At 44.4% G+C, this 26,242-nt stretch carries 25 protein-coding genes and 1 riboswitch; of the genes, 3 read left to right on the forward strand and 22 right to left on the reverse strand.

Annotated elements, in window-relative coordinates; all coding sequences use genetic code 11:
- Positions 1-168: 168 nt before the first annotated feature.
- The 7 genes from AB4111_RS12725 to pdhA form a co-directional block, all read right to left on the reverse strand.
- The gene (locus AB4111_RS12725; protein ID WP_442031909.1) at positions 169-1,656 is read right to left on the reverse strand and encodes a glutamate synthase subunit beta; all 1,488 of its coding nucleotides are present in this window, start codon (positions 1,654-1,656) and stop codon (positions 169-171) included.
- A 615-nt stretch (positions 1,657-2,271) separates the two neighbouring features.
- A complete protein-coding gene (locus AB4111_RS12730; RefSeq protein WP_442031910.1) occupies positions 2,272-2,760 on the reverse strand; it encodes a dihydrofolate reductase in 489 nt (162 codons plus the stop codon).
- A 50-nt stretch (positions 2,761-2,810) separates the two neighbouring features.
- Positions 2,811-3,605 (reverse strand): thymidylate synthase, encoded by a 795-nt coding sequence (thyA, locus tag AB4111_RS12735; protein WP_442031911.1) that lies wholly within the window; start codon positions 3,603-3,605, stop codon positions 2,811-2,813.
- 288 nt (positions 3,606-3,893) lie between these two features.
- The gene (gene lpdA, locus AB4111_RS12740) at positions 3,894-5,309 is read right to left on the reverse strand and encodes a dihydrolipoyl dehydrogenase (protein ID WP_036613658.1); all 1,416 of its coding nucleotides are present in this window, start codon (positions 5,307-5,309) and stop codon (positions 3,894-3,896) included.
- A 3-nt stretch (positions 5,310-5,312) separates the two neighbouring features.
- On the reverse strand, positions 5,313-6,635 hold the full coding sequence (locus AB4111_RS12745) for a dihydrolipoamide acetyltransferase family protein (RefSeq protein WP_124115258.1): 1,323 nt from the start codon (positions 6,633-6,635) through the stop codon (positions 5,313-5,315).
- Positions 6,636-6,811: 176 nt separating this feature from the next.
- Positions 6,812-7,789: an alpha-ketoacid dehydrogenase subunit beta gene (locus AB4111_RS12750; RefSeq protein WP_124115259.1), complete on the reverse strand. Its 978-nt coding sequence runs from the start codon at positions 7,787-7,789 to the stop codon at positions 6,812-6,814.
- Between the two features lie 101 nt (positions 7,790-7,890).
- Positions 7,891-8,958 (reverse strand): pyruvate dehydrogenase (acetyl-transferring) E1 component subunit alpha, encoded by a 1,068-nt coding sequence (pdhA, locus tag AB4111_RS12755; RefSeq protein WP_017688072.1) that lies wholly within the window; start codon positions 8,956-8,958, stop codon positions 7,891-7,893.
- Positions 8,959-9,214: 256 nt separating this feature from the next.
- Between pdhA and AB4111_RS12760 the strand changes: the two genes are divergently transcribed.
- Positions 9,215-9,949, forward strand: coding sequence for an alpha/beta hydrolase (locus AB4111_RS12760; protein WP_442031912.1), 735 nt, complete (start codon positions 9,215-9,217; stop codon positions 9,947-9,949).
- Positions 9,950-10,113: 164 nt separating this feature from the next.
- On the opposite strand, the gene AB4111_RS12765 is transcribed toward AB4111_RS12760, so the two are convergent.
- Together AB4111_RS12765 and AB4111_RS12770 are read right to left on the reverse strand one after the other, a co-directional pair.
- Positions 10,114-10,584 carry a low molecular weight protein-tyrosine-phosphatase gene (locus tag AB4111_RS12765; protein ID WP_253437167.1) on the reverse strand — a complete coding sequence of 157 codons (471 nt, stop codon included), beginning with the start codon at positions 10,582-10,584 and terminating at the stop codon, positions 10,114-10,116.
- Position 10,585: 1 nt separating this feature from the next.
- Complete coding sequence (locus tag AB4111_RS12770; protein ID WP_442031913.1) at positions 10,586-11,287, reverse strand: trimeric intracellular cation channel family protein; 702 nt, start codon at positions 11,285-11,287, stop codon at positions 10,586-10,588.
- 181 nt (positions 11,288-11,468) lie between these two features.
- On the opposite strand from AB4111_RS12770, the gene AB4111_RS12775 reads away from it, so the two are divergent.
- Positions 11,469-12,110, forward strand: a complete 642-nt coding sequence (locus tag AB4111_RS12775; protein ID WP_442031914.1) for a thiamine diphosphokinase — start codon at positions 11,469-11,471, stop codon at positions 12,108-12,110.
- 294 nt (positions 12,111-12,404) lie between these two features.
- Positions 12,405-12,905 carry a C40 family peptidase gene (locus AB4111_RS12780; protein ID WP_442031915.1) on the forward strand — a complete coding sequence of 167 codons (501 nt, stop codon included), beginning with the start codon at positions 12,405-12,407 and terminating at the stop codon, positions 12,903-12,905.
- A 108-nt stretch (positions 12,906-13,013) separates the two neighbouring features.
- Here the strand turns inward: AB4111_RS12780 and AB4111_RS12785 are convergent, their stop codons facing one another.
- The 13 genes from AB4111_RS12785 to AB4111_RS12845 form a co-directional block, all read right to left on the reverse strand.
- On the reverse strand, positions 13,014-13,718 hold the full coding sequence (locus AB4111_RS12785; protein ID WP_442031916.1) for a winged helix-turn-helix domain-containing protein: 705 nt from the start codon (positions 13,716-13,718) through the stop codon (positions 13,014-13,016).
- A gap of 119 nt (positions 13,719-13,837) precedes the next feature.
- Complete coding sequence (locus tag AB4111_RS12790) at positions 13,838-14,893, reverse strand: ThiF family adenylyltransferase (protein WP_442031917.1); 1,056 nt, start codon at positions 14,891-14,893, stop codon at positions 13,838-13,840.
- Positions 14,890-15,657, reverse strand: coding sequence for a thiazole synthase (locus AB4111_RS12795; RefSeq protein WP_442032761.1), 768 nt, complete (start codon positions 15,655-15,657; stop codon positions 14,890-14,892). The genes AB4111_RS12790 and AB4111_RS12795 overlap by 4 nt, the downstream gene beginning before the upstream one ends.
- Positions 15,658-15,659: 2 nt before the next feature.
- Entirely contained in the window at positions 15,660-15,863 is a 204-nt protein-coding gene (thiS, locus tag AB4111_RS12800; RefSeq protein ID WP_442031918.1) for a sulfur carrier protein ThiS, read from the reverse strand.
- Positions 15,860-17,095 carry a glycine oxidase ThiO gene (gene thiO / locus AB4111_RS12805; RefSeq protein WP_442031919.1) on the reverse strand — a complete coding sequence of 412 codons (1,236 nt, stop codon included), beginning with the start codon at positions 17,093-17,095 and terminating at the stop codon, positions 15,860-15,862. The genes thiS and thiO overlap by 4 nt, the downstream gene beginning before the upstream one ends.
- Before the next feature lie 14 nt (positions 17,096-17,109).
- Positions 17,110-17,805, reverse strand: a complete 696-nt coding sequence (locus tag AB4111_RS12810; RefSeq protein WP_442031920.1) for a thiamine phosphate synthase — start codon at positions 17,803-17,805, stop codon at positions 17,110-17,112.
- Positions 17,806-17,998: 193 nt separating this feature from the next.
- Positions 17,999-18,108, reverse strand: a riboswitch (TPP riboswitch).
- 75 nt (positions 18,109-18,183) lie between these two features.
- Positions 18,184-19,734 carry an ABC-F family ATP-binding cassette domain-containing protein gene (locus AB4111_RS12815; protein ID WP_062834886.1) on the reverse strand — a complete coding sequence of 517 codons (1,551 nt, stop codon included), beginning with the start codon at positions 19,732-19,734 and terminating at the stop codon, positions 18,184-18,186.
- A gap of 138 nt (positions 19,735-19,872) precedes the next feature.
- Positions 19,873-20,856 (reverse strand): hypothetical protein, encoded by a 984-nt coding sequence (locus tag AB4111_RS12820; RefSeq protein ID WP_442031921.1) that lies wholly within the window; start codon positions 20,854-20,856, stop codon positions 19,873-19,875.
- Positions 20,843-21,394 carry a hypothetical protein gene (locus tag AB4111_RS12825; RefSeq protein ID WP_442031922.1) on the reverse strand — a complete coding sequence of 184 codons (552 nt, stop codon included), beginning with the start codon at positions 21,392-21,394 and terminating at the stop codon, positions 20,843-20,845. Before AB4111_RS12825 ends, AB4111_RS12820 begins: the two co-directional genes overlap by 14 nt.
- On the reverse strand, positions 21,391-21,789 hold the full coding sequence (locus AB4111_RS12830; protein ID WP_442031923.1) for a hypothetical protein: 399 nt from the start codon (positions 21,787-21,789) through the stop codon (positions 21,391-21,393). Before AB4111_RS12830 ends, AB4111_RS12825 begins: the two co-directional genes overlap by 4 nt.
- Before the next feature lie 16 nt (positions 21,790-21,805).
- Positions 21,806-22,291: a hypothetical protein gene (locus tag AB4111_RS12835; RefSeq protein ID WP_062834890.1), complete on the reverse strand. Its 486-nt coding sequence runs from the start codon at positions 22,289-22,291 to the stop codon at positions 21,806-21,808.
- 62 nt (positions 22,292-22,353) lie between these two features.
- On the reverse strand, positions 22,354-24,420 hold the full coding sequence (locus AB4111_RS12840; protein WP_442031924.1) for a hypothetical protein: 2,067 nt from the start codon (positions 24,418-24,420) through the stop codon (positions 22,354-22,356).
- Positions 24,410-26,236 (reverse strand): pilus assembly protein CpaF, encoded by a 1,827-nt coding sequence (locus AB4111_RS12845; protein ID WP_442031925.1) that lies wholly within the window; start codon positions 26,234-26,236, stop codon positions 24,410-24,412. Before AB4111_RS12845 ends, AB4111_RS12840 begins: the two co-directional genes overlap by 11 nt.
- Between the last annotated feature and the right edge of the window lie 6 nt (positions 26,237-26,242).

Below are 26,242 nucleotides of genomic sequence, written 5' to 3' on the forward strand. Positions count from 1 at the left end.
CAGTTAATTCTTATTTATAATGATTATAATATAATAATAAATCTTTATCACTTAAAAAGCAATGCTATTACTCACACTTGCATGAAATATGTAGTCAAATTGGTTAAAATAACAGCAAACAACCCTCGCTGATCGCGAAGGTTGTCATTAATATCTCGTTCTATTTTTTTACACCAGAACCGAAGCACCCATCAAGTATTTGTCCACTTCACGAGCAGCCTCACGGCCTTCATTAATCGCCCATACAACCAAGCTTTGACCACGACGCATATCACCTGCTGCGAATACTTTATCCACATTGGTATTGTATTTGCCGTAACGTGCCTTAACGTTAGTGCGACGATCTGTTGCAAGACCCAGTTGCTCTACCAACGTTTGTTCCGGTCCATCAAAACCAATGGCAATCATCGCCATCTGAGCCGGGAATACACGCTCTGTACCTGGAATCGGCTGATAAATCTTGCGGCCAGTTTCATCCACAATACGCTCGATCTGTACTGTATGCAATTCTTTGAGGTTCCCCTCATCGTCTCCGACAAATTTCGTTGTCATGATGGAGAATTCACGCGGATCTTGACCAAACAACGCTTTGGCTTCCTCTTGTGCATAATCAAGTGTGTATACGTTCGGGAATTGCGGCCAAGGGTTGTTAATGCGATCACGCTCCATAGGCGCTTGTGTATGCGTACCGAATTGAGTGATAGTACGACAACCATGACGCAGCGATGTAGCAACACAGTCAGATCCTGTATCACCGCCACCAATGACGATAATATCTTTATCCTTAGCGGACAGATATTGACCATCTTCCAGATTGGAGTCCAGATAGCTCTTGATGCTGCCATTCAGGAAATCCATGGCGTAATGAACGCCTTTCAAGTCGCTGCCTTCAATATTGAATTCACGCGGCTTCGTTGCACCACCGCACAATACAACAGCGTCATATTCATCCACCAGTTGTTGTGCTGCAATGTCTTTACCGATCTCGGTGTTTGTAATGAATTGGATACCTTCTGCTTCAAGCAGATCAACACGACGTTGAACGACCTTTTTATCCAATTTCATCGTCGGGATACCGTACATCAGCAATCCGCCAACACGATCCGAACGCTCATATACCGTTACCAAATGTCCTGCTTTATTCAACTGAGCCGCAGTAGCCAATCCAGCTGGACCTGAGCCTACCACAGCTACACGTTTACCCGTACGTTTTTCAGGAGGCTGGGGAACGACCCATCCTTCTTCGAAACCTTTTTCAATAATTGCTTCTTCAATAGTTTTGATGGTTACAGGCTGACCGATTAAGCCAACTGTACATGATCCTTCGCAAGGAGCTGGACAGACGCGACCTGTAAATTCCGGGAAATTATTCGTTTTGTGAAGGCGCTCAAGTGCTTCTCTCCACAGTCCGCGATATACAAGATTATTCCATTCTGGAATCAGGTTATGCACGGGGCAACCTGACGTGCCGCCAACCATATCTATACCTGTATGACAATACGGGGTACCACAATCCATGCATCGCGCACCTTGTGTTCTGAGTTCTTCTTCTGCCATATGTTTATGAAACTCTTCCCAATCCTTGATCCGCTCCGCTGGCTCACGATCCGCTGGCAGTTGACGTTTGTATTCCATAAATCCAGTAGGTGTAGACATCTTACGTTTTCCCCCATCCGTTCTTGTCTTAATCCCTTCATGTGCATGGTTCTATATGAAATGGATTACTCATTACTTGAGTTTTTGTCTATTGTATCACAAAATCTTCTCGAAGATATTTCAATTATAGTAGCATTTACTGTGTTGAATATTAAATGGATTATCCGCATAATTATTTGTATTTTATACATCATATCTTTCAAGTCTACCTATGGTCAATACCCTTATTTTGGTGTTAAATGTGCTTTTGAACTCCGAAATCTGGTGTGTGATAAAGAGATAAAAAGTCGAAACGTTATATAAATGTCAGATAATTTGTCATGGAATTCAACATATTTTGCTAGAAATAGTTCTTATTTCCGTATTCCAGACCTATTTTAGGGCTTCACAACGTTAAATCCCCAAATCTTTTACACTTTTTTACTGTTTAATGCTAAATCGTATGTATAATATACATAAATATCAATCACTCATGTTATATTAATGTAATATGAATTCCGTTCTAAAAAAATGGCTCATTTTTTTAGAACGAAAAGACGCTGTTCACGAATATTTCGCAATCAGCGCCTCTCATCATACAAATACGAACGAAGTCAGGATTGTTATATGCCATATTTACTGTTTACGTTCATAAAATTCAAACGTATATGCGTAAACATTTTTTTCATCCTGTTCGCCTTCAATCTGTTCAATCAGTTCCCATTCGAACCAATCCACTTCGGGGAAAAACGTATCTCCCTCAAAATTCTCATGAATTTTGGTCACCACAAGACGATCTGCAAGGGGCAGGAACTCGCGATACACTTGGGAACCTCCAATTACGCATAGTTCCTCACCTTTGGTTACGCTCAGCCCTTCTTCAATCGTATGTACGATTTCAGCCTGTTCCACCTTGTAATTCAGATCTCTTGTCACTACGATATTACGGCGCTGAGGAAGAGGCTTACCGCCAAAAGATTCCCACGTGTTACGCCCCATGATAATCGTTTTGTGTAACGTACGTTGTTTGAAAAAGGCCATATCCTTGGGTAAACGCCATGGAATCGAGTTATTCAATCCAATTACACCGTTCTCCCCCATTGCCCATACCAATTCAATACTCAAGGGTAATACACTCCTTCAATCCAAGTCTCTTATCGAGATTGAACACTTAATTAGACAGCAATTGGAGCTTTAATGCCCGGATGATGCTGATAATTCTCAAACTCGAAATCTTCAAACTTATAATCAAAAATAGAATCTGGCTTACGCTTGATCACCAGCTTAGGTAAAGAATAAGGTTCACGCTCCAGCTGAGTTTTAACCTGATCAACATGGTTGGAATAGATGTGAACATCCCCTCCAGACCAGATGAAATCACCGACCTCAAGATCACATTGCTGCGCGATCATATGAGTCAAGAGCGCATAACTCGCGATGTTGAACGGTAACCCGAGGAACGTATCAACAGAACGCATCGTAAGCATACATGATAATTTACCCTCTGCAACGTAAAATTGAAACGCAAAGTGACAAGGTGGAAGCTTCATATTATTGATCTCTGCCACATTCCATGCGCTGACAAGATGACGTCGTGAATCCGGATTATTTTTGATCGAATCAATGACTGCGGAGATCTGATCAATTTTTTCTCCGTTTGGTGCTTCCCATGTGCGCCACTGCGAGCCATATACCGGTCCCAGATCTCCATTTTCGTCCGCCCAGTCGTCCCAGATCTTCACACCGTTTTCTTTTAAATAAGATATATTGGTATCGCCACTCAAAAACCATAACAGTTCATGAATAACCGATTTGAGATGAATTCGTTTGGTTGTTACCAGCGGAAATCCTTCGGAGAGATCATAACGGAGTTGTCTGCCGAATACAGATTGTGTTCCTGTTCCTGTACGGTCTCCTTTATGCACGCCGTTGTTCAGAATATCCTGTAATAAATCGAGATAGTTTTTCATGTTGATATCCCCTCACTGTTATAACTCCAGGATAGAATTGGCTCGACGTACAAGCAATCTTCCGATTGCTCTTAATTTCATATATAGCCACATCCTACTCTGATCATTATTACAGTGTACCACAAAATGAGTGGTGGTTGTAATCGTAATTAGCGGTACGAACCCAATTACAACCTGCATGAATCCACCCTTAATAATTCTCACAAAAAAGAGACGAACAACGCGTTAGCGTCATTCGTCTCCTCTGATATACATATAATGCCGGACGGATCCGAAGCTTAGATGATCTTAACGGGAGATGATGTGGATCGGGTGACCCATAACCAATTCCGCAGCTTCCATCACGATTTCGCCCAAAGTTGGGTGAGCGTGAATTGTGAGAGCCAGATCTTCCAAAGTAGCGCCCATTTCAATTGCCAAACCAAGCTCAGCAATCAAGTTGGAAGCTTCCAGACCTACGATTTGGCAACCCAATACAAGGCCGCTTTCTTCGTCAGCTACGATTTTCACGAAGCCTTCAGCGTGGTTCAAAGATACAGCACGGCCGTTACCCGCATAAGGGAATTTACCTGCTTTTACTTTGTAACCTTTTTCTTTAGCTTCTTTCTCCGTGTAACCTACGCTGGAACACTCTGGATCTGTGAACACAACAGCCGGCATACATTTGTAGTCAACTACAGATGGTTGTCCTGCGATTGCTTCAGCTGCCACTTTACCTTCATAAGAAGCTTTGTGTGCCAGAGCCAGGCCAGATACGATGTCACCGATAGCGAAGATATGAGGAATGCTAGTACGACCTTGATGGTCAACTTTGACAAATCCACGCTCGTCAACGTCAACACCGATCATGTCGAGACCAAGTTCTCCATCCGTGTTTGGACGACGTCCAACAGTTACCAGCAGGTAATCTGCAGTTACTTCTTTGGACTCACCATTTACAGAATACTTCACAGTTACATCTTTATCTGTTTGCTCAGCACTTTCAGCTTTTGCACCCGTTACGATTTCGATGCCTGTTTTCTTCATGTTTTTAGCAACGAGGCTAGTCATGTCTTTATCGAAACCTGGCAGTACTGTATCCAAACCTTCAATGATTGTTACTTTTGCACCGAATTTGGAGTACATTTGACCAAGCTCAGCACCGATATATCCGCCACCGATAACGATCATGCTTTTTGGTACTTCAGGCAAGTTCAGAGCTTCTGTTGAAGACAGAATGCGTCCGCCAAACGGGAAAGGTTTCAGTTCGATTGGACGGGAACCTGTTGCAATAATTGCATTTTTAAATTTGTAACGTGGTGACTCGTGGTCATTGAATACACGAGCTTCGTTTTCATTGATGAACATGCACTCACCGTTGAAAACTTCAACTTTGTTGCCTTTGAGCAAACCAGCTACGCCGCCAGTCATTTTCTTAACAACGCCGTTTTTGAACTCTTGAGTTTTGCTGAAGTCCACTTTTACGTTCTCAGCAGAGATACCAAAAGCTTCACCGTGAAGTGCAGACTCATATTGGTGTGCAGCAGAGATCAGGGCTTTGGATGGAATACATCCGCGGTTCAAACAAACACCGCCCAGTTCGGATTTGTCTACGATCAATACGCTTTGGCCAAGTTGAGCAGCGCGGATGGCAGCTACATAGCCACCAGGACCCGCACCAATTACTAATGTGTCGATATTGAGAGAAGCGTCGCCTACTACCATATCTTACACCTCCATAACAAGCAGCTCAGGGTTAGCGAGCAGCTGTTTAATGTAATTCATAAAGTTTTGTGCTGTTGCGCCATCGATGATACGGTGGTCAAAGCTCAGGGAAAGAGCCATTACAGGTGCTGCAACTACTTCGCCGTTTTTGATCACTGCTTTTTCGCTGATGCGTCCTGTTCCGAGAATAGCAACTTCAGGGAAGTTGATGATTGGAGTGAAGAACATACCGCCAGCAGAACCGATGTTACTGATGGAGATTGTGCTTCCTCTCATTTCATTCGCGCTCAATTTGCCGTCACGGCCACGAGCTGCCAGATCACGGATAGAATCAGCGATCATCCAGATGGATTTACGATCAGCATCTTTGATAACAGGAACGATCAAGCCGTTGTCTGTATCTGTTGCGATACCGATGTTGTAGTATTTTTTGTAAACAATTTCGTTAGCTTCTTCATCAATCATAGCGTTCAGAGCCGGGAATTGGCGGGAAGCCGCAACCAGTGCTTTAACGATGAATGGCAGATAAGTAACTTTTGTTCCTTTTTTCTCTGCAATTGGTTTCATGCGAGTACGGAAAGCAACCAATTCAGTTACGTCCACTTCGTCCATGATTGTAACGTGAGGAGCTGTGTAAGCCGATTTAACCATTGCGTTAGAGATCGCTTTACGGATACCTTTGAATGGTACGCGCTCTTCTTCAAGGTATTGATCAGCTGAAGCCGCTGCAGGTGCTGCGGATTTTTTCTCTTCTTGAGCCGGAGCTGCGGAAGATGCCGCTGCGGAAGAACCGCCACCGTTTTTGAAGGATTCAACATCTTCTTTGGTTACTTTACCGTTGTTGCCAGTGCCGTTAACCTGAGCGATGTCTACACCTTGTTCGCGAGCAAATTTGCGCACGCTTGGTGTTGCCAGAACGTCTTTGGCAGGTACTGCCGGAACGCTGTTGTTGCCGCCTTCTTTAGCTGCATCCGAGCTGGAAGCTGCTGCAGAAGAACCACTTGTGTCAGCTCCGCCTTGAGCTGCTTCTTTCTCTTGCTCGCCTTGATCGCCAGCAGGAGCGTCCTCTTGCTCAGGAAGTTCGCCTTCTGCATCGATGATCGCTACAACTTCACCAACGTGGCAGACTTGACCGTCTTTAGCAAATACTTCTGTAACTGTTCCGTTAACCGGACAAGGTACTTCTACAACCGCTTTGTCATTTTGTACTTCCATGATGATGTCATCGTCAGTTACTTTGTCACCGACTTTGATGTGCATCTTGATGATTTCGCCTTCGTGTAGGCCTTCGCCCAATTCAGGGAATTTATATTCAAATTTAGCCAACTGAAAAACCTCCTTGATTATGTGCTCAATCCTGAAAACAACCCTTAACTCCAAGAAACAACTGTTACTGCTAATGCAAATAACTGTTACTCAAGGGGCTAATGGCTGTTTACAGTGCAGCTTGCGCTGCGGTGTGAATCACCATACTGCGCCTTGCGGCATGTCAGATGATTAAATTAGAAATTTACGACTTTATTAACCGCAGCAACGATACGTGCTGGGTTAGGCAGCCAAGAATCTTCGATTTGTGCAAAAGGATATACAGTATCCGGACCAGCTACACGCAGAACCGGTGCTTCCAAGTGCAGGATTGCTTTTTCATTGATTTGGGCAATGACTTCAGCTGCAACACCTGCGCTCTTCTGAGCTTCCTGTACAACAATTGCACGGTTTGTTTTCTTAATAGAAGCAACGATAGTATCGATGTCGATCGGGCTAACCGTACGAAGGTCGATAACTTCAACGTTGATTCCTTGTTTTTCGAGTTCCTCTGCTGCTTTCACAGAAGTATGAACCATCATACCGTAAGTAATGATTGTTACATCGGAACCTTCACGAACAACGTTCGCTTTACCCAATTCAACAACGTAATCTTCTTCAGGCACTTCTGCACGGAAAGCATGGTACAGGTTCAAGTGCTCCATGAAGAATACAGGGTCGTTATCGCGAATAGAAGCGATCATCAGACCTTTTGCATCGTATGGGTTAGAAGGAACAACTACTTTGATACCTGGTGTTTGCGTGAGCAGACCTTCCAGAGAATCTGTATGCAATTCTGCCGCTTTTACACCGCCACCGAATGGTGTACGGAATACAATTGGAGAATTGTATTTTCCACCGGAGCGGAAACGCATACGAGCAGCTTGCACTACCATTTGGTCAAGGGCTTCGAAGATAAAACCAACGAATTGGATCTCAGCAACCGGACGGAAGCCTTGAACACCCAGACCTACAGCCAAACCGCCAATAGCGGACTCAGCCAGTGGTGTATCAAATACACGCTCTTCGCCAAACTCTTTTTGCAGACCTTCCGTTACACGGAAAACGCCGCCTACATTACCTACGTCTTCACCGAAAAGCAGAACGTTAGGATCACGTTTCAACTCCACGCGAAGCGCATCACGGATTGCTTCTTTCATGTTCATTTGTGCCATTTGCTTCATTTCCTCCTTAAACATTGACAGTTCACATTTGAATTCGTACATGTATACCGGGACATTAAAGTCGCGGATGTTTATGCTTTATCGGAAAAAACTTATTGGAAATCAGCTTTTTGCTCTTCCAAGTGCTTAGGCGTTTGTTCGAACATGCTGTCGATCAAGCCTGAAATCGTCATTTTCTCGGTTTTTTCCGCTTTTTTGATTTCTTCATTTACTTTAGCTTTTGCTTCTTCTTTCACACGTGCTGTATCTTCTTCAGTCCAAAGACCTTTTTTCTCCAGATATTTAGCGAAACGTGCGATAGGATCTTTAGCAGACCATTCAGCCTCTTCTTCTTTTGTACGATACTTGGAAGCATCATCCGAAAGGGAGTGAGGACGGAAACGGTATGTTACTGCTTCGATCAATGTAGCGCCTTCTCCGTTACGTCCGCGCTCAGCAGCTTCCTGAACAGCTTTGATAACAGCGAAGATGTCCATACCGTCAACTTTAACACCTTTGATACCTGCTGCTACCGCTTTGTGAGCGATGGACAGAGCTGCCGTTTGTTTAGCAAAAGGAGTTGTGATGGCATAACCATTGTTTTGTACGAAGAAGATAACAGGCAGTTTATATACACCAGCGTAGTTCAGACCTTCATAGAAGTCACCTTCAGAAGAACCGCCATCACCTGTGTACGTGATAACAACTTGTTTTTGTTTCTTCAATTTGTAACCCATAGCGATACCCATTGCATGCAGAATTTGTGCACCAATGATGATTTGTGGCATCAATACATTAACGCCATCTGGAATTTGTCCACCATGTTGGTGTCCACGGGAGTACAAGAATGCTTGATAAAGAGGAAGTCCATGCCATACGAGTTGCGGAATGTCACGATAGCCAGGACATACAAAGTCTTCTTTTTCAATTGCAAATTCACTACCAACCATTGTAGCTTCTTGACCAGATACTGGAGCATAGAAACCAAGACGACCTTGACGGCCCAGGTTTACTGCACGGTCATCCCAAGTACGGGTAAATACCATGCGGTACATAATTTCTTTTAATTGATCATCGGAAAGTGTAGGCATCATGTCTTTGTTAACAATTTCGCCGTCAGGAGACAGCACGGACAGAGCTTCTACATCCTCTGTATACACTTCATAAGGAACCTTGCTCATTTTTTTCTTCACCTCAACAAAAAATTTGAATATCAAGTTCCGCTGTTATAATATTATTATACACCTGTTTCACTCCATACGTCAAAGAAATCCGTAATTTTTTTATGTTTCCTGCCGGATTGTATGTATAACAGGGGCTTAATATTGGTATAACAGCATAATACATGATTGCGTGTTTGACCTAACCCCGCACAAGGGTAATCTTACCGTATTGCGCGGTCGAATGCAAAAAATTAACCGAGAAAGGTGACGTTTTATGACGGATTCCCGCTATTTGAAACGCACGATTGTGAAGGAAGAGATTGAAAGTCGCTATCTCGGAGAGAAGCGAACGCTCCGTATTTACCTTCCTCCGGGCTATAACGAATTACTTAGCTACCCTGTCGTATATTGTCAGGATGGCGAAGAGTTTTTCAATTTCGGTCGAATTGCCACAACAGCTAACCGAATTATTTTGGACGAAGGAGCTGAACCTTTCATTATTGTAGGTGTTCAGGTCGATGTGTCTGTGAGAACGCAGGAATATGCTCCATTCGGAGATCGGTTCAAGGCATATACCGCTTGCTTCGCTGAAGAGATTATTCCCTATATAGAAGAGAAATATCCTGTGCGCCGTTCTCCGCAGGAACGCATTCTTGCCGGAGACTCGCTTGGTGGCAGTGTTTCGCTTCATCTTGCTCTGTTATATCCGGATCTGTTCACACGTGTCATCAGCATGTCCGGTGCCTTCTACTCTGCTTCTCAAGAAATCTACGCCGCAGCCGAAGATCTATCCTCACTCTCGATCTGGATGATCGTTGGTTTACAGGAAACTGCCTTCAAGGCAGACACCGGTACGTATAATTTTGTTCAATTAAACCGGGATACGCGTGATTTGCTGGAAAAACGTGGCGCTCTCGTCTCCTATCAGGAGAAAGACGGGAACCACCAATGGGGTTTTTGGCAGAATGAATTGCCAGATGCATTGTTATATTTTCTTCAGGAAAGATAATTGGATCTCACCAACAGGCGGCCGAAATGCCGCTTTTGTTTGACACAGTAATGATACCGCTTACAATTATAATCTAAAAAAGAAGCAGGAAATCCTGCCGGGTAAATTGCTCACTCCTGCTTCTTTGTCCGATTACAAGTTAAATATCAGATCAGTTTTAGTTACTAGGCTATGGAATGTTCCTCTTCAATCTTTCTCAACAGAACGTCGCAGCCTGCGTTAACCAACTCGTATACTTCTTCAAAGTTTCCTGTGTAATACGGGTCAGGTACCTCCCTGAGTTTTTCCTCCGGAAGCATGTCCATAAACTTGATGATCTCCGCATCAGCTCCACCTGGAACGTTGCGTACATTATCTGCATTCGAATTATCCATACACACAATATAATCAAATTGATTAAAGTCTTCACTGGCGAATTGTCTCGCTGCCATGTTGGCATAAGAAATCTGGTACGAATCCAGCAATTTTCGAGTCCCTTCATGCGGAGGTTTACCAACGTGCCAGTTCCCTGTACCCGCTGAGTCCACACGAATCTGGTGTTCAAGCCCCTTTTCCAGGACTTTGTGACGCAGGACTGCTTCAGCCATTGGTGATCTACATATATTACCCAGACATACAAATAAAACGTGAATCATATTAATCCCCCTTGCTTAACGTACCTTGAAGTACCGACGATGCTGGCTGTGTTACAATGCTTTCCGGCTGAGGACTGACCTTCTGCGTCTCAGATGGCACCAACGAACGACGTGGCAGTTTCCATTTATAATGTACTGAACACATTCGGAAAAACACAACGGCCGCGAAACATAGCAATAATCCGGCATTCGTTGTTAACCAGCCCATACCTATGACAAAACCGGCTGTCATTGCCCATACAGCATAGATTTCATCACGCAATACAAGCGGTTTACGTCCAGCAAGCACATCACGAATAACGCCTCCACCAATACCGGTCATTACTGCTGCTACGATAACTGCGCTAATAGGATGTCCCATGTTCGCCGCGTACAGTGCCCCTTGAATTGCAAATGCTGCAAGGCCGATTGCATCAAACAATGCCTCTGTTCGCTTCCAGTGACTAATCCACTTAAGAGGTAATATAAACGCAATCGCTACAGATACTAAGGCTAGCATAATAAGTGATCCCTGACTCCATAGTGTCGTTACGGGTATACCTATAAGTACATTCCGGATAATCCCGCCTCCGAATGCAGTAACTAGTCCAAGCACAAGTACACCCAAAATGTCATACTCCTCTTCCATTGCCACGAAGGCACCGGACATTGCAAATGCGATGGTGCCTATAATACTGAATACTTCAAAAATGTGTAAGTCCAACCTGTTCAAACCTCACTTTTCAAGTCATCTCCATGTCGCTCTACCCATTGTATCCGCGAGCACTGAAATTGTGCAACCACATTTTGTGGATTATACTGGTTTGGTGAATATATTTGTACAGGTTCCAACAACATATTTGAACAACGAACTATTTTCTCTGAATTAGGAAGGATGAAATAAAATGACGGTGAAACGGATTGTTATTTTTACAGGCGGAAATCTATCTCCGGAATTACTTCAGGAGATACGTGAAGATGACATGATCATCGCGGCCGATCGGGGCGCATTATTTTTAATTGAACACGGCGTTCAGCCTCATATTGCAGTTGGAGATTTCGACTCTATCTCCGAAGAGGAACGTATAATTGTTAGTAACAATAGCACCAAGTTCATTACATGCGACCCTGTTCATAAGGATCTTACCGATACGGAAATGGCTTTTGAAACAGCGTTAGATCACGAACCTTCTCACATTCTTATGTTAGGTGCCATAGGTACTCGGATGGATCATACACTCGCTAATGTACATATAATGGTTCGCGCGATGCAGCATCATATCTCTTGTGTAATCCAGGACAAGCACAACTATATGACACTGACAACATCCAAAGCTGTGGTTGAACATCGTAACTATAAATATGTTTCTTTACTCCCCTTAACTCATGAAGTTACAGGAATAACGCTGGAAGGTTTCATGTATCCGCTGGATCAAGCCACCATTCGCATGGGTCAATCTCTTGGTGTAAGCAACCGACTCTTAGGCGCTTCCGGTACAGTCACTATCGATAGCGGTTTATTACTGATTATTCAAAGCAAAGACTAAATGTATCCGTATTGTCATCTGAATTATTACGTTTTTGTAACCAGTGATTTCAATAAGAAAATAGGTTCATACACAACAAAGACCCTTGAGATTCAAGGGTCTTTTCTATTTCATCTTTGTTTATCATTCGTCAATGATTAATTTTTTGACATTTTTAATTATATTTTAATAAACATACCCAAACCACTGTGGCGCAAGGGATTACACATCCTTATCCAATTTCTAGGCTGTTACAAAGCTGTTATACTCGCTCTAGCAACTTAACGAAAACGAATTTTGGAGGTACTAACTAACATGAAAACAAACATCTTTGTCCAAAAGGCCGTAACCGTCGGGTTGTGCGCTACACTAGGTTTTGGAGCTGTATTAATGACTAATGCCCCTGTTGCACAGGCAGCAACTGCATCTGTGTCCACAGGTCAACAAATTGTTAACTATGGTAAAAAATTCACTGGAACTCCATATGAATTTGGTGCTTCAACATCAACAACCAGGGTTTTTGACTGCTCTTCCTTTATGAAATATATTTTCAAAAAGTATGGTGTAGACTTGCCGCGTACTTCCGTGAAACAATCCAAAGAAGGTAAAGCTGTGTCCAAAGCTAATCTGCGTGTTGGCGATCTTGTATTCTTCTCCAGCGGTAGCCGTTCTACAGGCTCCAACGTTACTCATGTAGGCGTATATGCAGGTGACGGAAAGATTCTGCATACGTATGGATCTCCAGGCGTAACGATCTCGGATCTGAACTCCGGTACTTGGAAGAGAACTTACGTTAAAGCTCGTCGTGTACTTTAGAACCGTTTATAGTTAATGAGTAAGGGCCGGAGGATATGTTCCGGTCTTTTTCTTTACCCTTTTTTCGTCACACTTTAAACTGGAGATTCATGGAATGCGGTGAAATATCTAATTTTTATCATGAAGCATATAACCGATCCCACGCACAGTATGAATCAGTTTCACACTTCTTCCCTTATCCACCTTAACCCTCAGATGTTTGATGTACACGTCCACAACGTTGGTATCCATGGCATACTCATACCCCCATACTTCCCGTAAAATATCACTCCGGGTACATGCTTCATTCACATGCAACGCCAGAAATTCGAGCAATTCGTACTCTTTTGGCGTTAATGTCAGGTACTCACCCGCACGATTTACCCGCCTTGAACGTAAATTCACTTTGAGATCATGAACTACAATTACTTCTTCACCCTCTTGTGTTGCATTCGCAAAAACACGTAATAAGTTGCGTATTCTGGCTAGCATCACGGTCAAGTGGATGGGCTCCTCCATCACGTCATTAGCTCCGTAATCCAGCCATTCCACGATGAACTGAGGAGATGCATTTGAAGTGATAACCAGTAGAGGTATAACCTGACCTGTATCTATCCATCGTTTCAACTCTAATTTCTGATCCTGATCACGATGTGCATTCCCCTCTTCCCGGTCTACCAGGATGATCAGGCTAATATGCAGCGACGATGGCTCGACGGATTGGTTTAGTTCAGACCACTCCATTCGTTGCACCTCATACCCTTCAGCACATAAAACGTCGTGAATAAGGCTGACCTGCTCTCCTGCTCCAATCAGCAAAATGGCTGTTTTCACTGTTTCTCACCCGGCCTGTCTCTATCCCCGCTGCTCGTAGCAGTGGTTGGTACAGTTAGCATGCCGTAAAATGAAAAAGTCCATTCCCTCAAGGGAACAGACTTTGTTTCTTTCTTGCTTTAACCAAAGTAACGATGAACGAGCGTACGCGCTTCAGCTGTATCTTTTGTTCCGTGTACGAGGACACGTCCATCCTGGAATACGACCATTCTATGGGCTCCTGTTGTAAAAGAAACCAAAAACGGATTGGATTCCACTTTTCCTTCTTGAAGTCTATTCAAACGATCCGCGGTTTGTTGAAGATTCAGATTCATGCGCCGTGCAGGGCGGATCTGAACGGTATCCCTTCCACACAACACATCGGTTTTTTCCAGATTGGACGCAGAAAGATATGGATACGTTGCCGAAGGGCCGCACGAAGGACAGTCTTGCTTTTTCGCACCATCCACATTGATGGATATGTATTCGTTCCTCCACACGTCAAATGACAACAACTTGCGTCTCAATGCATTCGCATTGCCACTAAGCAGCTTCATCGCTTCTGCTGTCTGATTCGCCGTTACCATCTGTACCGCTTGTGGTATGATGCCAGACGTATCACAGGTATCTCCGCCCAGGGGGACTTCACCCAGCAAACAATTTAAACATGGCGTATCTCCAGGCATAAACGTATAGGTGATGCCGTAACTACCCACACATCCACCATAAATCCAGGGAATACGGTGCTTCTGTGCCATATCATTCATGAGTAGTCGGGTATCAAAATTATCCGTTGCATCCATGATCAAGTCTGTGTGCTGAACGAGTTCTTCTAGTTCCTCTACTCTGACATCCAATACTTTTCCTTCCACATGAACCGTGGAATTAATGGCAGATAAACGTTTTTCCGCCGCCATCGCTTTCGGCATCCGCTCTATTGCGTCCTGCTCTACATATAATTGTTGCCGCTGCAAATTACTCCACTCCACATAATCACGATCCACGATCGTTATGTGCCCGACGCCTGAACGAACTAACGTTTCGGCAATTCCTGTTCCGAGTGCACCAGCGCCTACAATTAAGACTTTGCTGTCGCTTAATCTGTCCTGGCCTTCCTTGCCAAGTGGCGCATACCTTTCCTGTCTGGAATACCGGTCGGCCTGCTCGGAGGAAATTGATTGTTGTTGATCTATCATGTATGAACCATTCCTTCCACCGGACTGCTGGCTGCTGCATAACGCTTCACAGGAATCATGCCTGCCTCATATGCCAGTCTACCTGCCTCCACACCCATTCGCATCGCTTTAGCCATATTGACCGGATTTCCTGATCCGGATACCGCTGTATTCAACAATACACCATCTGCCCCAAGTTCCATGGCATAAGCAGCATCTTTTGGAGAGCGCAACCCTGCATCCACAATCACAGGCACAACGGCCTGCTCAATGATAATCTCAAGGTTATACGGATTAATGATGCCTCTACCTGCTCCGATGGGAGAAGCGCCAGGCATTACAGCATGTACGCCAAGCAATTGCAGCCTTTTGGCCAGAATGACATCATCTGAAATATAAGGCAATACCGTGAAGCCCTTTTCAAGCAAAATTTCGCAAGCCTTGTACGTTTCAATCGGATCTGGGAGCAATGTCATTCCATCTCCGATGACTTCGACTTTTATCATATCACAAAGTCCCGAAGCCCGCGCAAGCTCGGCGATCCGCACCGCCTCTTCCGCTGTGGAAGCCCCAGCCGTATTCGGAAGAAGAGTGTATTGGTCCAGATCCAATGTATCTAGGAAATGCTTCTGGTTACGTTCCTCCAGATTCAGACGACGAACAGCAAAGGTTAAAACTTCCGTTCCAGATGCATCCACAGCCTGACTTTGCACTTCAAGATCCGAAAACTTGCCTGTTCCGAGCAACAATCTGGACTCAAACGTATATTTGCCAATGTTCAACATCATCAACCGCCTCCTACAAAATGTACAATCTCGATTCGATCGCCTTCTCTTAATGCCGTTGACTCATGATACTCACGCGTTAAGATATGCCTGTTCAGCTCAACAACTACAGTCTTGACTTGCAGGTCAAATGATTGGAGCAGTTTATCCACACGATTCAATCCGTCATCAATCTCCATCCGTTGACCATTAACAATGATATTCATTGCACTACTCCCTTTCTGTTCAATCGCTCAGGACTCAGCGCCTCAATTCCGAGTTCTTCTGAGCTTTTGCCAGCAAGCAACTCCGCGATAAGCCTGCCTGTTATCGCACTAAGCAAGATACCGTTACGGTAATGCCCAAAGGCAGCGAACAGCCCTGGTATACTCTTGCATGCACCTATATAAGGCAGTCCATCTGGCGTTGCCGGTCTTACGCCTGCCCACGCTCGTATATATTGCGCTTCTTTCAGTCCGGGTACCCAGTGGGTAGCCGCTGTTAGCAGCTTCTGAACACCCTGTACAGTAACGTTCAAATCCGTTCTGCCTGGCAGACTGGTTGCCCCGAGCCAAACTTCGCCATTGGCCTTGGGAACAATATAGATATCCTCTGCATAAACCGTTCTGTCAGGTCTGTACCCTGCATGTTCATCTGAGAACTGAACGGCAGCTATTTCTCCTTTTACCGACCACACAGGTAAGCTCAGATTCACATGTCTCATCAATTCTTCACTCTGTAATCCAGCAGCTATAATGACATGTTTGCATGTTATCTCACCGATCGATGTGCTGATCCCCTGCACACCGTGTTCGTTTGCTCGCACATGTATACCCTGTATGTCCTCCATAAACCGCGCTCCCATGGCTTGAGCAGAATCCGCATATGCCCTAGTTAGATGGACAGGAAGGATTTCACTCTCGTAAGGTCTGTAGTAGGCTCCATATGTATCTCGGTTAAGCCATGATGCCTCTTGTTGCAAAGTGGAACGATCCCACCATACCTCATCAACAGACAAACCGGAATTTCGATTGTTCTTATAGCGGCTTAATTCACTGTATGATCGAAACGGGGTTAGGAATCCATGGCGTTGCAGGCCAACCTCTATCCCACTGAGGGTTTCCATTAGCCCTTGTTGCTCAATAAGTAACTGCCTACTCTGCCTGGCAAGCTTAGCCATTAATGGATGAGCAAAATCCTCACTATCTGCCGCCAGCATTCCAGCAGCTGCGCAAGAAGTGCCTCCCGCAATCGCCGAACGTTCAAGCAACAGTACATCCTGTCCACGGGAAGCAAGCTCATATGCAATGGCACAACCAACAACGCCTCCGCCTACAATAATCGTTTCTGCATGAATCTTATCCGAATTATCAATTACACTTTTGCTTCTTGATTCCGTTTCAGATTTCAGTTGATGACTGAAATGATTCCTGTTCTGACCCGTTACGATCTCTTTCATCCTCTCATCTCCTTTCAGCGGCTCAGACTTCTTGTAGCAAGGATAGCCTGCCTTAATGATGCAGCGGCCTGATCCGGTGAATCGCTCGCCCATACATTCGAGATCACAGCGACTCCTTGTGCTCCTGCAGAGCGAATCGCGTCAATGTTTCCCGGCTCTATGCCCCCAATCGCCATGACAGGAATGGAGACACCTCTGCATACTTCATCAAGAGCATATAATCCTCTTGGTTCAAGATCTGGCTTACTGTTGGTTGAGTAGATATGCCCGAAGAAAAGGTAATCGGCTCCCTGTTCTTCAGCGATTTTTGCCTCATCGATGGAATGAACTGATACACCCAAACGAAGTCGCTGCATTTTACTTATGACAGCAGGGTTGTATTTACGTATCGCATCTTGCCCCCAATGAACACCGCCATAGAGATCATTCTGTGAAGGTAGTTCTGAACCATTGATAACGATGCGACAAGATGGAATACCAACGTTACGCAGACTTTCAGCCCAACCGATCTTGTCTTGCCATGTAAGTTGTTTCTCTCGTATGTGAATATAGTCCACCCATGGCCAAACGTCCTTGGTTGCTTTTACAAAAGATGATCGATCTCCTGCCCCCGTAGATACAACATGCAATTCAAATGATTCGTGAACATGTTCATGAAAAATTGCCGTACCCTCCCTTTCCTTCCAGGCGTGAATACTATGAAAACACAAAAAAAGCCACTCCCGTAGGGGAGTGGCTGCGTATTAATTATATATCCAGATGACTGACTGATGCATACAGTTCATTTCGTGCAATACAGCTAAAGACCTATAGCCGTAACGTTATACACGCAACTGCATGTTTCAATTCGCTAAGCAGACGGTTGAAATCTTTTTGAGTTGCCGTTTGCTCACGTCATTCACTGAAACGCGCTCGCCACTTCCCTACGCTGGTATGATCCAGATCAGGTGCAAAGGGTCCGGAATCGCATTCTTCCATCTCAGCCACATCGTGCGGCCCCCCTAGTGTTCATATGAAGTTGTAGCCTATGTTACCATAGACGGATTTTTTTGTCACCGTCATTTCTGTTAAACATTGTCTTAAATCGTCTAGTTTTTCTCAGACCATTCTTCGACATTCCATGTTTTGGTGACCCAACCCTCGTAGAAATCAGGTTCATGAGATACCAGCAACACCGTTCCCTTGAATTCTTGCAAGGCACGCTGCAACTCCGCTTTGGCTGTGACATCCAGATGGTTTGTCGGCTCATCGAATAAAATCCAGTTGCTTTCACGCATCAAGAGTTTACATAAACGAACCTTGGCTTGTTCTCCACCACTCAGCATGTTAAGCGGGCGAGTAATGTGCTCATTTTTCAACCCGCAGCGAGCGAGATGACCCCGAACCTCATTCTGAGTCAAATGTGAAAACTCATTCCAGACATCCTCGATCGGCGTGATATTTCCAGCACGAACCTCCTGCTCGAAATAGGCCGTTTCGAGATAATCTCCCAAAAAGGTTTTTCCACTCAGTGGAGATATTTTTCCCAGGATGGTTTTCAGCAATGTCGATTTACCCACACCATTACAGCCTACGATGGCAATTTTCTCACCGCGTTCAATCGTCATCGTCATTTTGGGCAGCAAAGGATACGTGTATCCAATTTCAAAATCAATGCCCTCAAAGACCGTTTTGCTGCTCGCGCGGGCATCCTTGAATTTGAACGTTGGTTTAGCCGCTTCATCTGGACGATCAATACGTTCAATCTTGTCCAGCTGTTTCTCCCGGCTCTTCGCACGACCTGAAGTTGAAGCCCGCGCCTTGTTACGCTGAATGAAATCTTCCTGCTTCTTGATGTACTCTTGCTGTTTCTCATATGCATCAATATGCTGGGCTTTATTCATATCAGCCATCTCCAGGAACTTGTTATAGTTCGCTGCATATCTCGTTAATTTGGCAAATTCCAAATGATAAATGACATTTACGACTTCATTCATGAATTCCGTGTCATGGGAGATTAAGAGGAACGCGTGCGGGTAGTCCTTCAGGTAACGTGACAACCATTCAATGTGTTCTACATCCAAATAGTTGGTCGGCTCATCCAGCAAAAGAGCTGTAGGTTTCTCGAGCAAAAGCTTGGCTAGAAGCACCTTGGTACGTTGTCCACCACTTAGAGCTGCGACATCTCGATCAAGACCAATTGCGGACAAACCAAGACCATTGGCCATTTCTTCCACTTTTACGTCAATCAGATAAAAGTCGCCCTGTTCCAGTTGTTCCTGAATATCGCCCATCTCTTCCAGCAACTGCTCCAGCTTATCTGGATCTGCATCTGCCATCTGGTCCGTAATATTCATCATTTCTTTTTCCAATTCAAGCAACGGAAGGAATGCATCCTTAAGGACATCACGAATGGTTTTGCCTGGCGTAAGCTTCGTGTGCTGATCCAGATATCCATAACGGACCTTAGGTGTCCATTCCACTTTTCCACTATCTTTAAGCAATTTACCGGTAAGGATGTTCATTAATGTGGATTTACCCACACCATTGGCACCAACAAGTCCTACTCGCTCTCCGGCAAGTAACCGAAACGATACATTTTTAAATAACGTGCGATCTCCAAAATTGTGACTTACGTTCTCTACTGACAATAAACTCATAAGATGAGGTTGCTCCTATCTATTAGACATTACTTTTGTTATTGTTCCGAAACCCTATTCTAGCACAGGTCCCGTCTTTTCTGAAAGTAATGTAAACAGTTCAGGAACCTCTTACATGATTTTTTCATACAGGCTACCCTAACGATTAGAGCATTTATATTCGAAATAGCCTTGTGCAGCTGCTTGTCTTGCGTCTGTAAACACCTCTTCAGCACGGTAACCATTACCACATGTGGAGGGATAGTAGTACTTGATACCCGTTAAAGGATCTACCCCACCTACGATGGCCGTTTTCTTCACAAGTCTGCCTCCACCGATCGCATAATTGTTGATCTTTTGGTCACCCACACCTATACCTTGGATAAAGGCCATAATCCCTGTATCGTTAATGGAGTTGTACCAATCTTCCTGCGCAATCAGGGGCATCGTAAACGTATAGGAAATACCGTTCTTTCTGGCAAACTCATTATGGCGGTTAATCACATTAGCCAGATCATCCTGTACAGTATTCACAATCCGGCTTCGTCGAACTTGTTCAAATACGCTGGTATTCTGAAGTAAAGGAATCTGTGTGGTTGAAGCCAGTTCTTTTTGAAATCCCTCAATCCATCTCCCTGCGCTTGCGTCGTAGGCATAGACGTAATCGTCCAGTGTAAAGTTAATACTGTTACCGTAAGAATCTGAATATGTATAAGGTTTCTTAGGGCTCCATACTTGTCTGAAAGAATCTTCACGAATACCTGTCAACTCTGTTTCTGTGGACAACATATAATAGCCATCGTAATCCAGAATAACCACAGCAGGAATGTAATTAAACATGTTTCGAATAGCTGCAGGATCATCTTGAATTCCCATATTCAAAGCCATCGTCTGAGTAAACGTCAACAAGGCAAGCTCCTTATCCGCTTTAACAAACTTGGTTGAATCATAACCTGCTTCATCATTTTGTTTCTCATTTTGATCCATGACTGCACCTGCATCCATGACCGCGGTTTGAAGTGCGGATCTGTATCGATGTCCAAGATAGATAGCCTCTTCGGCATCTTGGGTATGGAGTGAGATGATCCAGAAGAGCGGGAAGAAGATCAGCACAAATACTATGGATAGCTCAGTAATCTTCATTGAGGACCATACCTCCGTAGGTTACAAATACCGCTGAAGCCTGAGCCGTACCACTCAACCATTCACGAATGAGCATGGAAGGTGTACGATTTGTATTTTGGAGCGTCACGGTGAAAAAATCCCCTGTCGTCAACGTATATCTTCGGCCAGGATCATCAGCAGGCAGCACTCCTTCGGACGGAAATAATCTTTCTCGAATCTGAGCTGAGTAATATCCATCCTGTACTACCTCGTAGGTCCCGGTAAAACTTTGATTGTTCATCGGGTCTGTATAGTGAGGTACATATTTCTTATGTAAATGGTCCATAGACACCTCATACACATTGCCCGTCTGGGCCAGTTGCTCCTCAAACTCAGCCAACATACGAGGGGAAATATAACCTTTCGTGCGAACAGCATCGACAAAACGTGTTACAGTCTGAACAGCCGTCATACGTGCTATATCATCCTGCCGATTGGCTGTTTCAGCAGCTGGGTATACATAGAGCAGAAGAACTGCGAGCAATACGGCAAGCAGCTTGGATGCGGCATTTATCAATTCACACTGGCCTCCTTCCAAAAAACAATCTTGAGCAGTTCTCCAGTTTCATTTCGTATAAACTCTGGTATGTAGGTAGCATCGAGCTGGACTGGAATAGTTGCTGTTTTGCTGACAAGTGGATCGATTACATACGAAGTCCCATCTACCTCCACAGGAATGCCTGTGCCTGTCATCTGTCTCACGGTATGTAACACTTCCGCACCCTTATACTGAGATGGTTTGGTGGTATGCAATGTTATTGTCAATCGCCCCTCCATACCTGGTGTTGTCCGTACTCTGTCATTCAATGAAGCTGATAAAATCTTAACATTCTGTTGCCCGTACAGGCAGGCTGTCACAAACAGGACAACCGCCGTACAAAACAACATAAGATGCTGGGTATTCTGGGACATGTTAAACCAACTCCTGTCAGGATTGCTGGAAGATCAGCCCTCTAACCACATTGGAACGGTCTTTAACAATAATGGCTTTGAATTTACCACTTGGATTGACATATTGATTGTCCTTTTCACTCATGGTCTGGTTAATAATCCCCACTTTATCGTCAGGAGCAATAACCGAGCCGTAGTCCGCATTATTTAGATCCTGTGAAATGTTCAATTGGTTGCCGTACCATTGACCCGCTTTATTTTTACCTGTAATAACTTGAATACCGAACTGATCCTTGTCCGCATATTTACGCAGCGCATTAGTTACCTGTGATCCACTGATGGTTGTTCCGTCATACACGGTAAATGCAGCCTGAGACAACTCGGTCTGGATATCAGCAAAATTGTTCTGGGCTGTCTTGGTTGCTTCTTGAGCCGAAATAAATAATAGAACTACAATTGTGATCAGAGCGATCGTCAAGAATATCCCTGCTGCCACCTTTAAAGCGCTTGATGCATTGTTCATGATAAATCCTCCCAAGTTATAAGTTATTAATATATTTCAGACTGTCACACAGATGAATTGTGCTACAGTTTCTGAATTTGTTCATAATAAATGTTCATCTGCAAGAAGCTCATACCAACCAATGGTATGACCAGATACAAAAAGATTAGGGTATACATGGGTGTAAATCCGATGGTTCGCCCCCATGATGCTTTGACATCAATCATCTTGCTGTACTCTTGCTTGCGTTGTTCAAAATAGAATGCCATCATGCTCTCAAGATCATCGAAGGCTTCACATATTGAGATTTTGCCAAGAGCAAGCTGCAATTTATCAACCAATCGCTGGAACTCGGGCAAGCCCGCCTCTTCCTTTAATTGTTCAAGTGCAAGCTCTGGCCCGTGTTCAAAATGCAACAAACATTTTTGCAGCGGACGCTTGAAAATGACGGCAAATCGATTGAGCCATTCCAATATCTCCTCGACTGACATCCGGTCCATCTCACGCAGAATGGATATCACTGTCTGGAATTGATAGATTTCATGTCGCATATCCAACCTTCGCATTTTTCGCTGAAATAACATGAGCCATACGGGCATGTAATACCCTGCTACACCCATGACAATTGCTATAATCATTTCCCACCAGCGTACATATTGTTTGTTATATACCTCTAGTTTCTGCATAATGCGCGCGATCGTCTCAGCCCGGGCATCATGGTCCAACTGAACGGGAGATAACTGCTGTAACACGTTGGAGACTTCTTCGTATGTAGCTCCTCGGTTCATTTCTACACTTTCCAGCACGGATTGATCCAATGCTGTTTTTTCCTCAGCTTTCCTGAGATCGGCTTCAGCCATTGCACCAAACATTCGATCATCCCGGATCGGATCATACAAGATGTGGTTCCGTTCAACCTGGTGCAACAGCAAGATACAACCCATTGTAAGGACCAAACAACCTGCGAATAACGTCACTCGACGAATGGCAAGCCATTCGTATTTCAACTCTGAGCTGCTCTCCCTCATTAGCCGTATCGTTTGACTATACTGTGCACTGCCAGGTTTCGCTGCAAACAGCATCGCCAATTTTCGTATGAAGGTCTGCCTGTACAGAAACTGATCCAACCATGAATGCTTATGTCCTGACCGGTATCGAGTTTCATCGTATTGTTGGAGCCTTTGCAGAAGCAAATAAGCAAGAATGATGATGACATAAATTGATATTTTGGTAACAAAACCGATTTTGCTGCGATAAAATTCATCCATCGTTGGGAAACTGACTCTTGCCCACCGTTCGATTGGAGCAGTGAACAATACCGGAGCTAGCGCGATGATATTAAGTCCTTTGAGCAGGTAATCCAATTTATCACGCCGCAAAATCTCCAGATGAATCTCCTGAGTCAGGTTACTCAGTCCTTTAAGATAAATAGAGCCTTGTGCTCTGTCCTTATCCCCAAACTCCATGACCATATAGGAAACGCCGGCAAATCCTTTGAGAAAACGGTTGGGAGCCACTTCATAATAACGTTCAAGTGCTTCATTCGGATCTGGAGAAGTTAGAGCTTCGTAGATCAGTCTTACTTGTTCTGCCGCTTCTCCTGTACCTGCTTCAGCGGCTTCATATAGCGCTTCTTCAACCATGCCATGCTGATGATACCGATGCCTTACATCTGCAAAGAGATCCAACATCTGAACCAGCAACCTTTTCTCCATACGACTGAGACACATATCCAATACCAGACTGTTTAGCACCACAGCACAGAGCACGGACAATATTACAAAAGCGATACCCGGCTGCAGAAAAAACAGAATGACACTCATGCCTCCATAACCTCCCAAGATAACGAGAACCACTGTCATCGTCAGTCTTCGAAGTGAGGGCTCATCCCCTACATGTCGAAATGAAATACGCTTCTGTACTTGTAGAATATAGGCTGATAACAGTGGGACTTTCATTCCAAAGCGGTAGGACTGCAACAAGATTGATCCCAGTCCCTTGAATCCCTTCCTCCCGGAAGTTAGAATACCGCCGGATTGACTTGTTGGACCACCTCCTCTGTGACGTAACATACTTAAAACCAGAAGTGTGATCAGCAACCCTCCTGCACAAATACTTAATACGAGGAGCAGAATCCATTTAATTGTCATGCTGATCACCCCAGTGTTGCTTCATAAACTGTTCAAACTTCTCGGCATCCTGTAATGTCATCTGTTCTCGCATATCCATCATGCATCCTGAAGAGATTGGAGCTGTTGCAACATACTCTCCATTTCTGTACTCCACAACATTACGAAATGTAAAACCAGCCCTCTCTTCCACGCTGTCACCTTGATTCGCACGAGGAAGACATTCCGTAATACGCTCAATATATCTTCGTCCCTCAGCATCTTTCTTCATATGAACATCGAAATTGATGACACTCACAACTTGCTCCTCAGCAATATGCTCATGCTGGAACATACCTGTCTTGAGCAAGGAATTACGGAGAGAGAAGACCAGATCACGAAACGTTTTGGCATGGTGGGTAAACAGGGTGAACAGACTGGCAACCTGAGACATTTGAATCATCCATGCGGCCACTTCATCACTGGCAACCTCACCAAGAATATTGACGGTACCATCCGTTTTTTTCTGCAAATCAAGCCCTTGTTGACCTGAAATGTGTTCAGTCTCTCGGAAACTCAAAATATTACGTCGGCTATAGATCCGTCTTAATTGAAGTTCGAACGCCATCTCCTGCACCCGAAGGGTGTACGATGCATAGATGTGTTTGACCATAGCCATAAGCAGCGTCGTTTTACCAGAACCCTGTGCTCCAGTTACAGCTGTGATCCGACTTCCTTTCATCAAATATTGAAGTAATGTAATTGGCAGATCTGCGTTGTTACCCGTAATCAACTGTTCAAGTGAAGCATTCGGGATATCGAACTTCCTAACGAAGAACGCCCATGATTCTGCAAACGGAGGACGAACCACCACGACACGGGAACCGTCTTTCATCTCGTTCACCTTGTATCCACTTGCTTCAGACAACTGTCCCGGATAATTGTATTTGTATATGTTCTGGCACACCCTTTTCAGTTCACGGATGCTGCCGAATGACAGAAAGGACAGATGTATGGACTTACCTTTATAGAATACCCATACACTTTCCATCCCACTTAGCGGTTCTTCATGTGTTTCATCCTCAAGTCCATGCTCCAACAGATCATTCCATGATGCCGGTTTCTGAAATCCAATAATATGAACAGTATCCAACATACCGCTGACACCACCACTAACGCCGTCAATACGTTGGTCTCTTATCTCATCAACAACCGAAAATCCTTTGTAATGTTGGTAGATACGCTGCACGATGATATCTATCTTTTCTCTGAATCCAAGCTCTCGATATTCGCACTCGAAAACATAGTGAATGTCTTCCTCGGAAATATAATAACTCCCTCCGTCCTCCGTACCTTCCTCCATTCTCAGCCTTCCCAGATCGTAGGTATCAATCAATCGCGAGAGTGCATCCACACCGAATTGCTGTCGGTACAGATAAAACACAATTTCGAATCGGTCCTGGATCGTCAACAAATCTGGTTCTGCAAACAAAATAACTTCATCTACATTCGATTTGTTCAGTCCTATGCTTCGGGTCAGAAGATCCCCTATCAGATTTTTGACATATGTTTTGTCGCTGATACTGCCTGAGACACAGCCCTTCAGCGCTTTTCTCATCTCGGCACGTTGATTGATTCTTCGACGATATTCTTCTTCGTGCAGACCTGCATCCGCGAGCTGACTATGACTAAGCTCATGAAGTGAGTTCTTCACCTTCTCAATCAACATGTCAATCGTGAATGATTCCTGTTCAGGAACACGAGCATTCTTTTCACGAAGAAACGTTCTATACTTGAACCAGATATAAGTCAGGCACAGAATCAAAATTAAACTTATCCATATGGTATTCCAGAGCATCGGAGG

It is taken from the genome of Paenibacillus sp. 2KB_22 (assembly GCF_052115745.1).
In the GTDB taxonomy this organism is placed as follows: domain Bacteria; phylum Bacillota; class Bacilli; order Paenibacillales; family Paenibacillaceae; genus Paenibacillus.

Coding starts and splice junctions, on each gene's coding strand:
- AB4111_RS12820 (WP_442031921.1), bottom strand. CDS start 20,856: ATGAAGATTACTGAGCTATCCATAGTATTTGTGCTGATCTTCTTCCCG.
- thiO (WP_442031919.1), bottom strand. CDS start 17,095: ATGAAAGAGATCGTAACGGGTCAGAACAGGAATCATTTCAGTCATCAA.
- thyA (WP_442031911.1), bottom strand. CDS start 3,605: ATGAAAAACTATCTCGATTTATTACAGGATATTCTGAACAACGGCGTG.
- AB4111_RS12795 (WP_442032761.1), bottom strand. CDS start 15,657: ATGTTGAACATTGGCAAATATACGTTTGAGTCCAGATTGTTGCTCGGA.
- AB4111_RS12790 (WP_442031917.1), bottom strand. CDS start 14,893: ATGATAGATCAACAACAATCAATTTCCTCCGAGCAGGCCGACCGGTAT.
- AB4111_RS12840 (WP_442031924.1), bottom strand. CDS start 24,420: ATGACAATTAAATGGATTCTGCTCCTCGTATTAAGTATTTGTGCAGGA.
- AB4111_RS12815 (WP_062834886.1), bottom strand. CDS start 19,734: ATGAGTTTATTGTCAGTAGAGAACGTAAGTCACAATTTTGGAGATCGC.
- AB4111_RS12750 (WP_124115259.1), bottom strand. CDS start 7,789: ATGGCACAAATGAACATGAAAGAAGCAATCCGTGATGCGCTTCGCGTG.
- AB4111_RS12765 (WP_253437167.1), bottom strand. CDS start 10,584: ATGATTCACGTTTTATTTGTATGTCTGGGTAATATATGTAGATCACCA.
- pdhA (WP_017688072.1), bottom strand. CDS start 8,958: ATGAGCAAGGTTCCTTATGAAGTGTATACAGAGGATGTAGAAGCTCTG.
- AB4111_RS12835 (WP_062834890.1), bottom strand. CDS start 22,291: ATGAACAATGCATCAAGCGCTTTAAAGGTGGCAGCAGGGATATTCTTG.
- AB4111_RS12780 (WP_442031915.1), top strand. CDS start 12,405: ATGAAAACAAACATCTTTGTCCAAAAGGCCGTAACCGTCGGGTTGTGC.
- AB4111_RS12845 (WP_442031925.1), bottom strand. CDS start 26,236: ATGCTCTGGAATACCATATGGATAAGTTTAATTTTGATTCTGTGCCTG.
- AB4111_RS12725 (WP_442031909.1), bottom strand. CDS start 1,656: ATGTCTACACCTACTGGATTTATGGAATACAAACGTCAACTGCCAGCG.
- thiS (WP_442031918.1), bottom strand. CDS start 15,863: ATGAATATCATTGTTAATGGTCAACGGATGGAGATTGATGACGGATTG.
- AB4111_RS12830 (WP_442031923.1), bottom strand. CDS start 21,789: ATGTCCCAGAATACCCAGCATCTTATGTTGTTTTGTACGGCGGTTGTC.
- lpdA (WP_036613658.1), bottom strand. CDS start 5,309: ATGGTAGTAGGCGACGCTTCTCTCAATATCGACACATTAGTAATTGGT.
- AB4111_RS12775 (WP_442031914.1), top strand. CDS start 11,469: ATGACGGTGAAACGGATTGTTATTTTTACAGGCGGAAATCTATCTCCG.
- AB4111_RS12760 (WP_442031912.1), top strand. CDS start 9,215: ATGACGGATTCCCGCTATTTGAAACGCACGATTGTGAAGGAAGAGATT.